Origin of the sequence: Neorhizobium sp. T25_27, from assembly GCF_002968565.1 — a bacterium.
In the GTDB taxonomy this organism is placed as follows: domain Bacteria; phylum Pseudomonadota; class Alphaproteobacteria; order Rhizobiales; family Rhizobiaceae; genus Neorhizobium; species Neorhizobium tomejilense.
The window spans coordinates 116,646-130,793 of record NZ_PVBJ01000006.1 but is presented as its reverse complement, the minus strand read 5'-3'; the positions used below and the strand labels follow the sequence as shown (position 1 = coordinate 130,793).

General features: G+C 61.5%; 19 protein-coding genes. 9 read left to right on the top strand and 10 right to left on the bottom strand.

Annotated features, from left to right (window positions below; translation table 11 throughout):
- Nucleotides 1-69 precede the first annotated feature (69 nt).
- The gene (locus C5J24_RS18290) at nucleotides 70-1,770 is read left to right on the top strand and encodes a sensor histidine kinase (RefSeq protein WP_105419841.1); all 1,701 of its coding nucleotides are present in this window, start codon (nucleotides 70-72) and stop codon (nucleotides 1,768-1,770) included.
- Nucleotides 1,771-1,851: 81 nt separating this feature from the next.
- Nucleotides 1,852-2,868, top strand: coding sequence for a DNA topoisomerase IB (locus C5J24_RS18285; protein WP_172724050.1), 1,017 nt, complete (start codon nucleotides 1,852-1,854; stop codon nucleotides 2,866-2,868).
- Between the two features lie 58 nt (nucleotides 2,869-2,926).
- On the opposite strand, the gene C5J24_RS18280 is transcribed toward C5J24_RS18285, so the two are convergent.
- Complete coding sequence (locus C5J24_RS18280) at nucleotides 2,927-3,487, bottom strand: type 1 glutamine amidotransferase domain-containing protein (RefSeq protein ID WP_105419839.1); 561 nt, start codon at nucleotides 3,485-3,487, stop codon at nucleotides 2,927-2,929.
- A 52-nt stretch (nucleotides 3,488-3,539) separates the two neighbouring features.
- Nucleotides 3,540-3,737 (bottom strand): hypothetical protein, encoded by a 198-nt coding sequence (locus C5J24_RS18275; protein ID WP_105419837.1) that lies wholly within the window; start codon nucleotides 3,735-3,737, stop codon nucleotides 3,540-3,542.
- Between the two features lie 339 nt (nucleotides 3,738-4,076).
- Between C5J24_RS18275 and C5J24_RS18270 the strand changes: the two genes are divergently transcribed.
- On the top strand, nucleotides 4,077-5,141 hold the full coding sequence (locus C5J24_RS18270) for a c-type cytochrome (protein WP_105419835.1): 1,065 nt from the start codon (nucleotides 4,077-4,079) through the stop codon (nucleotides 5,139-5,141).
- Between the two features lie 34 nt (nucleotides 5,142-5,175).
- Here C5J24_RS18270 and C5J24_RS32575 read toward each other — a convergent pair whose 3' ends face one another.
- Complete coding sequence (locus C5J24_RS32575; RefSeq protein ID WP_007751416.1) at nucleotides 5,176-5,298, bottom strand: hypothetical protein; 123 nt, start codon at nucleotides 5,296-5,298, stop codon at nucleotides 5,176-5,178.
- Nucleotides 5,299-5,369: 71 nt separating this feature from the next.
- Nucleotides 5,370-5,636, bottom strand: a complete 267-nt coding sequence (locus tag C5J24_RS18265) for a hypothetical protein (protein ID WP_105400003.1) — start codon at nucleotides 5,634-5,636, stop codon at nucleotides 5,370-5,372.
- A gap of 114 nt (nucleotides 5,637-5,750) precedes the next feature.
- Here C5J24_RS18265 and C5J24_RS18260 point away from each other — a divergent pair, with 114 nt between their 5' ends.
- The 3 genes from C5J24_RS18260 (at nucleotide 5,751) to glgX (ending at nucleotide 8,428) form a co-directional block, all read left to right on the top strand.
- Complete coding sequence (locus tag C5J24_RS18260; RefSeq protein ID WP_105419833.1) at nucleotides 5,751-6,038, top strand: hypothetical protein; 288 nt, start codon at nucleotides 5,751-5,753, stop codon at nucleotides 6,036-6,038.
- Complete coding sequence (locus tag C5J24_RS18255; protein ID WP_105419831.1) at nucleotides 6,035-6,277, top strand: hypothetical protein; 243 nt, start codon at nucleotides 6,035-6,037, stop codon at nucleotides 6,275-6,277. The genes C5J24_RS18260 and C5J24_RS18255 overlap by 4 nt, the downstream gene beginning before the upstream one ends.
- A 72-nt stretch (nucleotides 6,278-6,349) precedes the next feature.
- Nucleotides 6,350-8,428, top strand: coding sequence for a glycogen debranching protein GlgX (gene glgX, locus C5J24_RS18250; RefSeq protein WP_105419829.1), 2,079 nt, complete (start codon nucleotides 6,350-6,352; stop codon nucleotides 8,426-8,428).
- 75 nt (nucleotides 8,429-8,503) lie between these two features.
- On the opposite strand, the gene glgA is transcribed toward glgX, so the two are convergent.
- Nucleotides 8,504-9,988, bottom strand: a complete 1,485-nt coding sequence (glgA, locus tag C5J24_RS18245; RefSeq protein WP_172724032.1) for a glycogen synthase GlgA — start codon at nucleotides 9,986-9,988, stop codon at nucleotides 8,504-8,506.
- Between the two features lie 299 nt (nucleotides 9,989-10,287).
- The gene (locus tag C5J24_RS18240; protein ID WP_105400007.1) at nucleotides 10,288-10,638 is read right to left on the bottom strand and encodes a DUF2934 domain-containing protein; all 351 of its coding nucleotides are present in this window, start codon (nucleotides 10,636-10,638) and stop codon (nucleotides 10,288-10,290) included.
- A gap of 176 nt (nucleotides 10,639-10,814) precedes the next feature.
- On the opposite strand from C5J24_RS18240, the gene C5J24_RS18235 reads away from it, so the two are divergent.
- Complete coding sequence (locus tag C5J24_RS18235; RefSeq protein ID WP_105419827.1) at nucleotides 10,815-11,063, top strand: hypothetical protein; 249 nt, start codon at nucleotides 10,815-10,817, stop codon at nucleotides 11,061-11,063.
- A gap of 108 nt (nucleotides 11,064-11,171) precedes the next feature.
- On the opposite strand, the gene C5J24_RS18230 is transcribed toward C5J24_RS18235, so the two are convergent.
- Together C5J24_RS18230 and C5J24_RS18225 are read right to left on the bottom strand one after the other, a co-directional pair.
- Nucleotides 11,172-11,669, bottom strand: a complete 498-nt coding sequence (locus C5J24_RS18230; protein WP_046666475.1) for a ferritin-like domain-containing protein — start codon at nucleotides 11,667-11,669, stop codon at nucleotides 11,172-11,174.
- Between the two features lie 85 nt (nucleotides 11,670-11,754).
- Nucleotides 11,755-12,147, bottom strand: coding sequence for a BON domain-containing protein (locus tag C5J24_RS18225; RefSeq protein ID WP_052754694.1), 393 nt, complete (start codon nucleotides 12,145-12,147; stop codon nucleotides 11,755-11,757).
- A 144-nt stretch (nucleotides 12,148-12,291) separates the two neighbouring features.
- Here C5J24_RS18225 and C5J24_RS18220 point away from each other — a divergent pair, with 144 nt between their 5' ends.
- Nucleotides 12,292-12,621 (top strand): hypothetical protein, encoded by a 330-nt coding sequence (locus C5J24_RS18220; protein WP_046666476.1) that lies wholly within the window; start codon nucleotides 12,292-12,294, stop codon nucleotides 12,619-12,621.
- 34 nt (nucleotides 12,622-12,655) lie between these two features.
- Here C5J24_RS18220 and C5J24_RS18215 read toward each other — a convergent pair whose 3' ends face one another.
- Nucleotides 12,656-12,835 (bottom strand): hypothetical protein, encoded by a 180-nt coding sequence (locus tag C5J24_RS18215; protein ID WP_172724027.1) that lies wholly within the window; start codon nucleotides 12,833-12,835, stop codon nucleotides 12,656-12,658.
- 192 nt (nucleotides 12,836-13,027) lie between these two features.
- Nucleotides 13,028-13,228, bottom strand: a complete 201-nt coding sequence (locus C5J24_RS18210) for a hypothetical protein (protein WP_105400012.1) — start codon at nucleotides 13,226-13,228, stop codon at nucleotides 13,028-13,030.
- 106 nt (nucleotides 13,229-13,334) lie between these two features.
- Between C5J24_RS18210 and C5J24_RS18205 the strand changes: the two genes are divergently transcribed.
- The gene (locus C5J24_RS18205; protein ID WP_105420124.1) at nucleotides 13,335-14,141 is read left to right on the top strand and encodes a Ku protein; all 807 of its coding nucleotides are present in this window, start codon (nucleotides 13,335-13,337) and stop codon (nucleotides 14,139-14,141) included.
- The last annotated feature ends 7 nt before the right edge of the window (nucleotides 14,142-14,148 follow it).

Genomic DNA, 14,148 nt, shown 5'->3' with positions numbered 1-14,148 from the left:
CGGAAAATGAATAATGCCGGCAGGTGGCACAGGCACCTGCAGCTTTTTTCCATAGGGTAAAGACGCGGAATGTTTAGAGTTTCGCGGTTTTTTCCCACGGCGCCGATCGGTGCCTATCTGGTCGCTCTGGCGGCTGGCGTGGCGTTGCCTTTGCTGATTTTCGTCGGTTACCTGATGATAGAGCTGGAGGCGAACGAGCGGGAGATTCTTGCCGCCGAGACAGCCGAAGACGCCCAGCTGATCGCTCGCTCGATCGACCGCGAGCTGCAGGACATGGCGACGACGCTTCGGCTGCTTGTCACCTCGCCGGAGCTTGAGGCCGGCGACTTGCGCGCCTTCCACAACCGAACCCAGAACAGCCTGCGGTCCAATTCGCTCTATGTTCTCGTCGTCAATGCGGATGGGCAGCAGCGGCTCAACACCCGCGTGCCGTTCGACGCGCCGCTTGGCAAGATTTCCAGCATGCCGGCGCTCCAATCGGTTCTGAACAACGGCGTGACCGAAGTCTCCAACGTGTTTTTCGGCGCCACCAGCGGCAAGCATGTCTTCAACGTCACGATGCCGCTGCCCAAGGAGATTTCGCATTCCGGCGCCGCGATGATCATGACGCAGAATGCCGAGGATCTGCAGACGCTGATCTCGACGGAGGGGCTTCCTGCCGGCTGGTCGGTCGCGGTCGTCGATGGCGCCGGAAAGATAGTGACCTCCCTCGGCGCCCATGCGCTCGGTTCCGGTGCGGCGTTTCCCTCCGACATGCTCAAGCTGATGACTGGCTTCAAAGGCACGATCGAGGATGTCGACGGCAGCCGCCGGCAGATGTATGGCTACGCCCAGATCACCGGCTGGACGTGGAAGGCCGTCGTCTGGGGGCCGATCGATGCGGCGCAGGCGAGCATCCTGACCACATGGCGGCAGTTGATCGCCGGCGGCGCGATCTTCCTCGCTCTCGGCATGCTGATCGCTTGGCTCGTCGGTCGTCAGCTTCGCATCCCGATCCGGCAGATCGCCGAAATGGCCGAGCGGATCGGCAAGGGCGAGATCGTCTCTCCCGTGGAGACGAAGATCCGCGAGGCCAACCAGGTCGCGATCGCCCTTTCGAACGCCTCCTTCGACCGCAGCGAGGCGGAAGACCGCATTCACCTCATCCTGCATGAGTTGGTTCACCGGACCAAGAACATCCTGACGCTGATCCAGGCGATGATGCGCCAGCTGGCACGCCAGGACACCACGATGGAGGAGTTCCAGAAGGCGATCAGCACCCGCCTGCAGGGCCTCGGCAAATCCATCGAGGCGCTGGCGAAGGAGCAGTGGGCCGGGGTCTCGATCCGCCGCGTCATTGAAATCCACATGAGCACGTTCGCGGACGCGGCCGACCGGGTTGAGCTCCAGGGCACGGATTTTATCCTCAAGGCCGAAGCGGTCCAGAATCTTGGCCTCATCCTCCACGAGCTTGCGACCAACTCGGTGAAATACGGCGCACTCTCCGTGCCGCAGGGCAGAGTGCGGATCGCCTGGAAGGATAGGGTCGACGAAGATGACGGCGAAAGCCGGCTTGAGCTCGTCTGGGAAGAGAGGGGCGGGCCGGCGGTCCACGAGCCTTCCCGCACCGGGTTCGGCACGACGATCATCAGGCGCCATGCGGCGGCGGCTTTCGCCGGCCAGGTCGAGGTAGACTTCCGCACCGAAGGGCTTCGCTGGTCCTTGAATGCGCCGCGCCTGGCCTTCGAGCGAGGCGAGGGCGCCGAAACTCTCAAGGACATAGCCATCTAGCGGTTTTTCCGTGGGTGCCGGAACGAAGGTGCGGTCCTCGCCGTTTGGTCGGCCATGGACGCCATGCTCACCACGATCGACATCGATCAGGATTCCCTCGATACCATCGGCCTTACCTATGTCAGCGATACGGAGCCCGGCATCCGTCGGCTCAGGCGCGGCAAGGGTTTTACCTACCGCCTTCCGGACGGCACCTTGCTCTCCGATCCGGAGCATCGCCTGCGGATCACGTCGCTCGGCCTGCCGCCTGCCTATGAGAATGTCTGGATCTGCCTCGATCCGCGCGGGCATCTGCAGGCGACCGGTTACGATTCACGCGGCCGCAAGCAGTATCGTTATCATCCCGACTGGCAGAACTTTCGCAGCGAACGCAAGTTCGATCAGCTCGTCCGGTTCGGTGAGGCTCTGCCGCGGATCCGCCGCAAGGCGAAACGCGACCTGGAGCTTGGCCTCGACACGTCCGATGCGGTGATCGCCGCATTGGTGGTCCTGATGGACGCGACCCATCTGCGGGTCGGCAACCGTCTTTACGCCAAGGAGAACAAGACCTACGGCGCGACGACGCTGCTGAAGCGCCACATGACGCTGTCCGGGGAAGCGGTCACGTTGCGCTTCGTCGCCAAGGGCGGCCGGCGCGTGCAGCACACGCTGAAACATCCCCGTCTGCAGCGCATCCTGGAAGAAATCGCCGACCTGCCGGGCCGGCAGCTGTTTTCCTGGCCGGACGAGCAGGGTGTGCCGCGTCCGATCGATTCGGGCCGGCTCAACGCTTATCTTGCCAACGCCGCGGGTTTCGCCGTCTCGGCCAAGACGTTCCGCACCTGGGGCGGCAGTCTCGCCGCGCTGATGGCGGCCTGGGATGTGGTGGAGGAGGAGGGCCGGCGCCCGAAGATCAAGGCGATGTGCAAGGCGGCGGCGGAAGCCCTGCACAACACGCCGGCGGTCTGCCGCTCGAGCTACATCCACCCGAGCATCCTGGCGCTTTCGGAGGATGTCTCGCCGCTGGAAAAGGTGATGCAGGACAAGGTGGCGCTGACGCGGCCGAAGGAGTTGCGCGCCAACGAACGGCGGCTTCTGGCTTTTCTGAAGCAGGTCTAGACTTCCGTGTCGGCCGCCCGCGAGGAGGTTGCGGACGGCCGAGCCGAGCTACGTCAAGTTACGCTGCCCGGCGGTTGTGGCGCCCTTCCTGGACTTCCTCGACGATCTTCGCCACGAATTGGGGCAGATCCTCGGGCGAGCGCGAGGTGATGATGCCGTTGTCGACCACTACGGCTTCATCCTTCCAGGATGCGCCGGCATTGCGGATGTCGGTGCAGATCGAATGATAGGAGGTCGCCTTGCGACCGCGAAGCGCATCGGCCTCCACCAGCAACCATGGGCCATGGCAGATCGCGGCGACCGGCTTGCCGCTTTTCACGAAGTCTCGCACGACTTTCATGGCATCTTCGTTGTCACGCAGGATGTCGGGGTTGATCTGGCCACCCGGCAACACGAGGGCATCGAAGTCCTCCGCGTTGACGTTCCTGGCCTCCAGGTCCACCGGGACGGTATCGCCCCAGTTCTTCTTGTCCCAGCTTTTGATCTCGCCTGGCTTGATGGACGCGATCTTGACGCCGGCTCCACGATTTTTCAGTTCCTCCAGCGGGGCGCGCAGTTCCGATCGCTCATAGCCGTCGGCAGCAAGGATCAGGATGTTGGCGGACTCGATGGTGGTCATGCTGGTCTCCTTTTTATGGAAAGCTCTGTTGTTCGCAAAGTCTCGGCCGGCCTCAAAGCCGGCCGGTGGAGAGGTCCCGGCCGTTGATGGAGGCGGGGACGCTGATTTCCTCACGGGGTGACTTGGGCAATGGAAGGACCACGGCATCAGGTACGACGACCTGCAGTTCTTCCGGATGGGCCACGGCGAAAGTCTTCTTTTGGTGAGTGCCGGTGAGCCTGTTTCTGAGCATTGTTAAAAAGTGTCTCATGATTTTCTCCCGTCGCGAATGCCGGGCGATTGCCCGTTCACAGGGGAGCAAACCCATCGTCGGGGGATTCGTTCCATCTTTTTCACAGTCGGTTACACAAAGTTATCGGTCGTCTGGAACAAAATTCCCGATGGTACGTTCGGTGTCGAATTTTCCCGGCTCTCTTGCTGAAGCCCCGACCTTCGGCCTTTGGCGTGCTGCTTTCCCTTTCTCTCCATCCGCTTTACGGTGAAAGGCCGAGACACCTGCCGTCGCAGCGACGCTCCGCCGTTGGGGACTGCGGGCAGGGGGCGTTGCTTGCACAGCGCGCTAGGCCGGGGCTTTGGGAGGAGTAGCCGGATGACGATCCGCTGGAAATATCTCGCGATCCTGGTGATCGTAGCGCCGCTGCTGGGGCTCGGGTTCGCCTGGTCCGGACTGATGAGCGTCAAGGCGAGCACCGGTCATTGGGGGATCACGGATTGGTTCCTGCACTGGGTGATGCGCAATTCGATCCGTACCGCGGCCCTTTCCCTCGAAGTGCCGCCGCTCGACAACCCGGCGCTGCTGCCGCTGGCAGCCGGGCATTTCGAGACCGGCTGCGCCATCTGTCATGGCTCGCCGGCGCAAAAGGCTTCAGGCGCCGCGCTCGCCATGCTGCCGCCGCCGCCGGATCTGAAGACGGTGGTTCCGAGCTGGAGCGATGCGGAACTCTTCGAGATCGTCAAGCACGGGGTGCGTTTCACCGGCATGCCGGCCTGGCCGACGCAGGTGCGCGACGACGAGATCTGGGACATGGTGGCGTTCCTGCGAAAGCTGCCGGACATGGACGGCAATGCCTATCTGCAGGCGTCCGGGCTGCATGGTATCGGCACCGCGGGCGAAGTGTCGCCGCTGCCGATCACCTGCGAAAGCTGCCATGCGGAAAAGCGACTCAACGGCAACAGCGTCATCCCGCGGCTCGCCGGGCAGTCGGAAGCCTACCTGCTCAACAGCCTGCGTGCCTATGCGCATGGTGAGCGGGCGAGCGGCGTCATGAAAGTCGCGGTCGGGACTTTGGCGGAGGAAAGTCTGCCGGAACTTGCAGCCTATTATGCCAAGCAGGCGAGACCGCAAAGGCCTTCGGCGCCGGTTGATCTACAGCTCGTGGAAAGGGGCCGCGAGATCGCGGAAAGGGGAAGAGCGGCAGACAAAATTCCCGCCTGCCTCAGTTGCCACGAAAAGCCCGGCGGCAATCCTGCCTATCCGCGCATTTCGGGTCAAAACGCCCCTTATCTGGAGCGCCAGCTCCGCCTCCTCCATGCAGGTGTGCGAGGTGGGTCTTCCTTCAGCCACCTGATGACCGAGGTGGCAAAAAAATTGAATGAAGAAGATTTTGCCGCTCTCGCGGCCTTCTTTGCCAGCCGCGAGAGCAGTGGGCCTTAGCTCAAGGCCTCTCTCCTCCCCAGGAGCTTGAAACTCAGACGGGGATGACCATCATGTAGCAGGCGGCGATCACCAGAACAAAGCCTGCTGCTTCTACCCATTCTCTGACCATCGTCGCCTCCATCGCTTCGGTCGTGAATGAACGAGAAAGTCGCATTGTAGTTCCACGAAATGGCCATAAACGTGGCGGGATCGCCTTAAATGTGACTTGGCACGGTTAACGGCACCTCAATTCTCGTCGGCCGCAGCCCTGGCACGTGCCGCATCAAGGATCGACCGCACCTCGCGCGCTGCGGAATTCTCGATTGCGAATGCACCCTCCGGCAACACACCCGGATCCTCCTCGTTGTCCTTGAACGTCGCGTCGTCGCGCAGGCGTCTGAGGAGTGACGTGATGGTCACTTCACCCCCGATCATCGCGGACAAGAGCTCGATCAGCAGTTCTCGGTGGGCATTCAGGCGTCCCTCCAGTTCATGTGATGTCAGCGTCGACATGGTTTCCTCCTTGTCCCGTGCTTCGCCTCTTCAAGGAGATAGCGGAAGTTCCGGCGGAGGGAACAATCGCCGGGACCGAAAGTTGACCCTTCAGCAGGAACATGGAGGAAGACCATGGCAGAATTCGCCAGATCGAAAGGCCGTCAGGGTCAGCGCGATGCGCGCGACCGGCTGATTCTTGCCCTTTACGCCCAGTTGAAGGCCGAACGGCAGACCCGCGAGGCGCTGGAATACGTCATTCGCAACGGCGCGCTGGCGCCTGAAGTGCTGGAAGCCATCGCCAGCGACCCGATCCCGGTGGCCACCGCCGAGGATGTCGCCGCGGTCGAGAAGGTGATCGCGCTCGACGCGCATCGCCGGCAGGCCGCGTTTCGCAAGTCCCATGGAGAAGATGAGACATGAAGAGTTTCGTTGTTGCGCTGTCGACCGTCGTGCTTCTGAGCGCCTGTAGCGACAGCGGCGAAAAACAGAGCGATCCGATCAACAACACGCCGCAGCAGTCCGGCAATACGGCGCCTGCGGATCGCAACCCGTCGCCGCAGACGGGAACGGGTGGCCAGAGCCCCGCGACATCGCCATCTGGAACCACCAATACGACGCCGGGCAATCCGCCGCCGGCGACCGGATCGGGCAATCCGTAGTTTTCCTCGAGGCGCAGGGAACGAAATGTTGTGCCGCACCATTATGACGCCAGTCTTTTAATTGGGTGCCGCATGGATACGAAATCAAACCACTTTGTCATCGAGCCCGGCTCCTGGCTTCAGCTTGGAGCCAATTTTGACGGCGAGGGTGTCAACTTCGCGATTTTCTCGGCCCATGCGGAACGGATGGAGCTTTGTCTCTACGACCCAAGCGGCAAGATAGAGATCGCCAGGCTCGAGCTTCCGGAATACACCCATGAAATCTGGCATGGCTATGTGCCGGGATTGAAGCCGGGCGCCCTCTACGGCTATCGGGTACACGGTCCCTACGATCCGGAAAACGGTCATCGCTTCAACCCGAACAAGCTGCTGATCGACCCATACGCCCGGGAATTTTTCGGCGAAGTCGACTGGAACGAGGCACACTTCGCCTACGACCTTCTGCACGAGGACAAGGATCTGACCTTCGACGAGCGCGACAGCGCGCCGTTCATGCCGAAATGCAGGGTCATCGATCCGAACGAATTCGACTGGCAGGACCAGAACCGGCCGAACATCCCCTGGCCGGCGACGATCGTCTACGAGACCCATGTGAAGGGTTTTACCCAGCTCAATCCGGGCATTCCGAAGGACCTGCGCGGCACATTCGACGGCATGGGCCACAAGGCGTCGGTGGAATACATCAAGAGCCTTGGCATCACCTCCGTCGAGCTGATGCCGGTCCATTATTTCCCAGACGATCAGCACCTGCTCGACAAGGGCCTGCATAATTTCTGGGGTTACAACACGCTCGGTTTCTTCGCGCCTGCCTCCCGCTACTATGGACCGCGAGGGATCCAAGGCTTTCGCGACATGGTGCGGTCGTTCCACGATGCCGGGATCGAGGTCATTCTCGACGTGGTCTACAACCACACGGCGGAGGGCAACGAGCTCGGGCCGACGCTGTCGTTCAAGGGCATCGACAACTTTTCCTATTATCGGACCATGCCCGACCAGCACCGCTATTACATCAACGACACGGGTACCGGGAACACCGTCAACACGTCGCATCCGCGCGTGCTGCAGCTGATCATGGATTCGCTGCGCTACTGGACCGAGAGCATGCATGTCGACGGGTTCCGTTTCGACCTCGGCACCATCCTCGGCCGCGAGCCGGAGGGTTTCGACCAGCGCGGCGGGTTCTTCGACGCAATCAGCCAGGATCCGGTGCTTTCGAGGGTAAAGCTGATCGGCGAGCCGTGGGACATCGGTCCCGGCGGTTATCAGGTCGGCGGTTTCCCGCCCGGTTGGGCGGAGTGGAACGACAAATATCGCGACACGGTGCGCGAATACTGGAAGGGCACCAATGTCTCCACGGACTTCGCCGCCCGCCTGCTCGGGTCCGGCGATCTCTACGATCAGCGCGGCCGCCGCCCGTGGGCGAGCGTCAACTTCATCGCCGCCCATGACGGCTTCACCCTGAACGATCTCGTTTCCTACAACGAGAAACACAACGAGGCGAATGGCGAGGACAATAACGACGGCCATAACGACAATCGCAGCTACAATTACGGCGCGGAAGGGCCAACCGAGGACGAGGGCATCAATGCGGTGCGCGATCGCCAGAAGCGCAATTTCCTCGCCACCCTGTTCTTCTCGCACGGCACGCCGATGCTGCTTGCCGGCGACGAGTTCGGCCGCAGTCAGATGGGCAACAACAACGGCTATTGCCAGGACAGCGACATTTCCTGGGTTCATTGGGAGAACCTGCCCGAGGGCTGCGAGGAGCTGCGCGAGTTCACCCGCCAGATCATCAAGCTGCGACGCGAACAGCCGCTGCTGCGTCGTGAGAACTGGCGCGACGGCCTGGAGATCAAATGGTTCAACGCCGGCGGCGGTTTTCAGACGCCGGAGCAGTGGGACGAAGGATCCACGCTCGGCCTCCATATCGGTCGGACCGATCTTCGGGAAGAGGAGGGCATCTGGCACGACGTCCTGCTGCTCTTCAACCCGTTCGAGGGCAATGTACCGTTCCGCATCCCGCAGTTCGGCGAGGGCGGCTGGGTGCTTGAACTCACCACCTCCGACCTTTCCAAGCGCGGCCTTGTGATCACCAAGGAAAAGGATTTCGAGCTTGAAGGGCGCAGTCTGGCACTCTTCCGGAGGCCGTAAGGCCTTCGAATTTCCTGCCTTTGCCCCATAAAAACCGGCCTCGAGCCGGTCTTTTTCTCTGGGCTGATGGGAAGGCTATAGCGTCGCGCGGCGGATATCCGAGCTTGTCGAGACAACATGACCGGACTTCAGCACCAGATTGGCATAAACGGCGGCATATTGCTGGGCGCTGCGTTCCCAGGAGAATTTCGCCTTCATGCCCTGGTTCTGCAGCCGCGCCCACATTTTCGGGTCGGCATAGGCGTGCAGTGCGCGGCGAAGTGCGAGCCTCAGTCCGTCCGTGGTCACGGGATGGAACTGAAAACCGGTTGCGACGCGCGCCGACATGGCTGCGTCATTGGCATCGATGATCGTTTCCGAAAGTCCGCCGGTGCGGGAGACGACGGGGACGCAGCCGTAGCGCAACGCATAGAGCTGGGTCAGCCCGCAGGGTTCGAAGCGGGAGGGCTGCACGATGGCGTCAGACCCGCCATGAACCAGATGCGCCGTCGGTTCGTCGTAACCGAAATGCACCGCCATCCGGCCCGGAAAACGCGCGGCGGTATCCGACAGAGCCCGCTCGATCTCGCGGTCGCCCTGCCCGAAGACGATGACCTGGCCGCCGTGGCGAATGATCTCGTCCGCCGTATCGGCGAACATGTCGAAACCTTTCTGCCAGGTCAGCCGGCTGACGGCGGAAAACACCGGACCTTCGTTTGCCGGGTTCAGTCCGAATTTTCGAAGCAGCACGGCGCGGTTCTCGCGCTTGCGGCGCAGCGTGCCGACATCGTAATTGCGGGGCAGGTGCGGATCCGTCGACGGGTCCCAGATATCGAGATCGATGCCGTTGACGATGCCGCGCAGGACGGAGACGCGAGCATTCAGAACCCCGTCCATGCCCATGCCGAAGCGCGGGGTGAGGATTTCGCGAGCATAGGTCGGGCTGACGGTGGTGATCGCATCGACCGTCTGCAGGCCGCCCTTCAGAAAACTGATATCGCCGAAATATTCCATGCGGTTCATGGAATAGGCCTCTGGCGGCAGGCCGATGCTCATCAGCACGCCGGCAGGGTATTGGCCCTGGAAGGCGAGGTTGTGGATGGTTAGAACCACGGGCGTTTTGCAGCCGCGTTCGCGCATGTAGACCGAGGTCAGTGCAGACTGCCAGTCATGGGTGTGAACCAGGTCCGGAACCCAGCCCGGCAGCAATCCATCGGCGATTTCCGCCGCAGCGAGGGAAAGTGCGGCGAACCGCCTCCAGTTGTCGGGATGATCGATGCCCTCTTCGTCGACATAAGGGCCGCCGGGCCGGTCGTAGAGGGCGGGCGCGTCGAGGATGAAAAGGCTGAGGCCTTCGACGCGGGTATGGAGGAGTGCTGCTTTTTCGCCGAGCAGGTTTTCGAAAGTGACCAGCGGCATGGCGCTCTTCAGCTGCTGCATGACCTGGGGATAACCGGGGATCAGGGAGGTGGTCTCGATGCCGAGGGGGCTGAGCGCCTTGGGCAGAGACCCGGTCACGTCTGCAAGGCCACCCGTCTTCACAAGGGGGAAGATTTCGGAGGTGACCGAAAGAATTCTCATGCCGGGAAGCCCCCGCTTTCCATAACCAGTATTGATCCCCTGTCCGCCCGCGCTCCGCTCATCTCGACGGGGTTCGCCGATCGGGACGTAAGCGTTCATCATGCGTGCCTCCGCCATCTGCCAGTCTCACCCTCCAGAACGTTTTCGCCCTGGCCAACGTTCCTCCGTCAAGGCGGAAACGAGACCAAGTTCAGACGCAAAAGCCATTTCGATTTTCCAGGATAGACGAACCCGCGGCCGCAATGATGTCAGTCGCCGCGACCAGTAACGATGGTGATGAAGATGGGTGGCAGGCGGCGTCAGGCGCCAGCTGGAACCTTCTTGGAACGCTTCTTGGCCGGCTGGACGGCTTCCGGCATGGCAGCGGCCGGTGCCTTGGAAGTTGTCTTTGCCGGAGAAGCCTTGGCTGCAGCGGTTTTCGCTGCCGGTTTGGGAGTTGCAGCCTTCGACGCCGCCTTTGGCGGCTTCACGGCGGTCGCGGACTTGCCGCCCGATCCTGCCGCAGGCTTTTTCGAAGCGGTCGGCCCAAGCGTCGCATATTCGAGCTTGGCTCTTTCCCAATGCTCCCTATCCTTGCCCGAGGGATAGCCTTCTTCTTCCCACAACGTGTAGGCCCGCTTTCTGATCCAGATTTCTTCGGATTCCGCCATTCTTGTCTCCATTCGCCCAAGCGCCCCAAACGTGTGCGGCGCGGAAAAGTTCCCTGGTCAAAACGAAAAATCGCAACCCGGCCGAGACGCGGCCAACACTCGAAAAAAAACTTCCCCGGAGGCGGAACTTTTGGCTGTCGAATGTACTTATGGCCGCCGGGAAGGAGACACATCCAATGGGAAAGTACTGCGATATCGTTCCACACGCAACCGGCTGGGTCTATGTCATAGACGGCGTGCAGTCTGCGTCTTATTACCACACCTATGAACTCGCCATGGAGGCCGCCAAGGCCCATGTGGCGCGCGACCGAAGCGGTCGGGTGGAGATTTTCCGGCGACAGGCGCCGAACGGCGAGATGTTGCCGATTCCGACCATGCACGGACACCCCGATGCTTCGGTTCTGAGGCGATCTTTCCCGGCTTGAGGAGGCCGGAAGGGAGGAAAAACCCGGCGGAAGCCGGGTTTTTTTGTATGTACGGGTCGCGAAAAAGGCGCGGCCGAGGCCGCGCCTTTCTTCCGATCGCTCGAAATGTCACGCAGCCTTCTGGGCCGCTGTGTTGACGGCAGTCTTGGCAAGGGCCGTCAGAGCCTCGTCGGTCTTGCTTTCCTCGGCGAGCGTCTGTTCGAGAAGCGTTACCGCATCCCGGTGGCCGAGCTGCTGAGCCCAGGCGCGCAGGGTGCCATAACGGCTGATCTCGTAGTGTTCGACCGCCTGCGCCGCGGCGAGCAGGCCGGCGTCGAGAGCCGGAGTGCCCTTGAACTCGTCGAGGATTTCCTCGCCTTCCTCGATGATGCCGTCGATGGCCGGGCAAGTCTTGCCCTGGGCCCGTTTGCCGATGATCTCGAAGACCTGCTTCAGGCGATCGATCTGGCCTTCGGTTTCTTCCCTGTGCTTTTCGAATGCCGCCTTCAGCTTCGGATCCTGGGCGCCCCGCGCCATCTTCGGCAGCGCCTTCACGATCTGGCGTTCCGCGTAATAGATGTCCTTCAGGGTTTCATGGAAAAGGTCGTCGAGGGTCTTATTGGCCATGGGTGTCTCTCCTTGTTGATGAGTATTCTTGAGGCAGGGATTGCGAGGCATCTAACGAGTGACCGCCTCACAGGTTCCACGCAGATCAGTGCCTTTCGGGGGCTATTCGAAGATTGTTGCGACAGGCGGTGACACCCTGGATGTCGAGGATGACGTCCTGGGCGCGTGCCTTGTCCGCAAGGTGGGCCACGTATCCCTCCAGCGTCACTTCGCCTTTCTCCACCGAGACCGTCATGTTGGTCGGGTCGAGAAAGGCGTCCTGCGTCAGTTGCTCATTCACGTCCTGTGCGATCAGATCGTCGGGGCGTTCGTAACCGTCCGGTCCCTTGCCGATCTGCTTTTCCTGCTCCGGTCCCTCGGCAAAGATATTGGCTTCGCCCTGAAGATAACCGCTTGGGCGGCTTTCCGCCGGGCCCTCCCATCGAGGCCATTGCGAGGTCTCGCCGGGACGGCCAGCTTTCGGCTGCTCATTCTTCATCGGCTTTCTCCTTCTCAGGGGCATGATCGCCCGCAGCGGAGGAACCCATGGTTGCCGGAAAAGTTCCATGCGACTTGATGGAACCGGAACGCCCGGACGGCGTTTGATCGTCAACTAGAAAAATGCTTACGACGGGAGAGAGACATGCAGGACAGGCTGAAGATCTATCGGCTGGTGCCGACAGCTGCGCCAAAGGATCCGAACTGGCAGAACTCGCCACCGCATGGCGAAGTGGTGGTCCGGGCAAAGACCGCCGGCGATGCGCGGCTCGTGGCGAGCCAGGCGGAACTGGATTTCATGGAAATCGATGCTTCGCCCTGCGAGGGCAATTCGACCGAGATGGCGAGCGCCTTCCGCAGCGACAAGCTCTATACGGTGATCGAGGACAGTAGCGGCCGGTTCGCCCCGAACGGGCCGCGGTGCGTGATCGGCGGGCGTGTGCGCGTCGACAACCTGATTTCGACCCAGCTCTGATGGCTTGAGGCGGGCCTATCCAGGACGGACAGCCTCAATCGGTGCGGCCGTCGCTCTTTTCGTTGAGTGCCCTCTGCAGCTCGCGCGCCAGGTCGAGCAGCCGATCAGGAACCTCTTCCTTCTCGATTTCGGTCAGAAGGACCGAGACCTTGCGGTTAACCCGCCGTCCCATTCTGACGTCCTGTTCCGCAACCGGAGTGTCTTGTTTCGTCATCCCGACCTCTGACGTAATCACCGCCGGCACATCCGTCGCCGAACAATGTCCGCCCGCCATAACCCTACATTAGCTTTCCATACATCATTACGGCTAACTTCGGATATCCCGAAAAAGTCACAGAGGACAAATGAAATAAAGCGACTCCCTATCCGGGAGCCGCTGCATTTGTTCCAGAGGTTTTTGGGAAACTCAGTGCCTGGGCGGTTTCGGCGTGCCCGATGGGATGGATGTCACCGTGCTCGAGACGGGATCGCTCGCCGGAAAGGTATCTTCCAGCCCCTCGTTGAGCTGCTCGTCCAGCTCCTTCTTTTCGCCGCGCTCGCGAGCCGACTGCTCGGCTTTTTTGGGCGAACCCTTCTGCACGGAGTTGGGAGTGCTGTTGGTGCTCATCTGATTTCTCCTGGCCTGTTTCATCACGAAAACGGTTTGGATCGAACGTTTGTTCCGGAACCAAGCGGAGGCGGCGCGGGTTATCGGGCAAACGAAGGAGTTTTCCGTGGCGCCGCGCGTATTCTGGAAAGGTTATCTCAAGCTCTCGCTGGTCACCTGCCGCGTGACGATGACGCCGGCCATCTCCGAAGGTGCCAAGGTGCGGTTCCACAATATCAACCGCAAGACCAACAATCGCGTCCTCAGCCAGTATGTCGATGCCGAAACAGGTGAGGCGGTCGAGGACGACGATCAGGTCAAGGGTTATCCCAAGGGCGAGGACGATTATGTTCTTCTCGAAGACGAAGAGATCGAGGATGTCGGGCTCGAAAGCACGCGTACGATCGATATCGAGACTTTCGTGCCGGCGGACTCGATCGGCTGGATCTGGTACGACCGACCGCACTACCTGGCGCCGGACGACGAGGTGAGCGCCGAGGCGTTTGCGGTGATCCGCGAGGCCATGGCAAAGACCGGGACCGGCGGCATTGCCCGGCTCGTCATGTATCGTCGAGAGCGCGCGGTTCTGCTGCTGCCCAAGGACAAGGGGATCGTGGTCTGGACCTTGCGTTACGGGGACGAAGTCCGCGACGCCGACGAATACGCCGTCGAAAAACCGAAGGAGAAGGCGGATGTCGAGCATCTGTCGATGATGAAGAAGATCATCGACGAGCGCACCGAAGCCTGGAAGCCTTCGATGGCCGACGATCCGGTCCAGGACCGGCTGCTCGAAATCATCGCCGAGCGCAAGAAGAGCCGGAAGACCAGGAAGAAGGTCGAGGAGAAGGCGCCCGAGCGCAGCAGCAACGTGATCGATATCACGGCGGCGCTGAAGAAGAGCCTGGAGGCGGAACGAAAGGCGCCGAGGAAGTGAGCCTTCC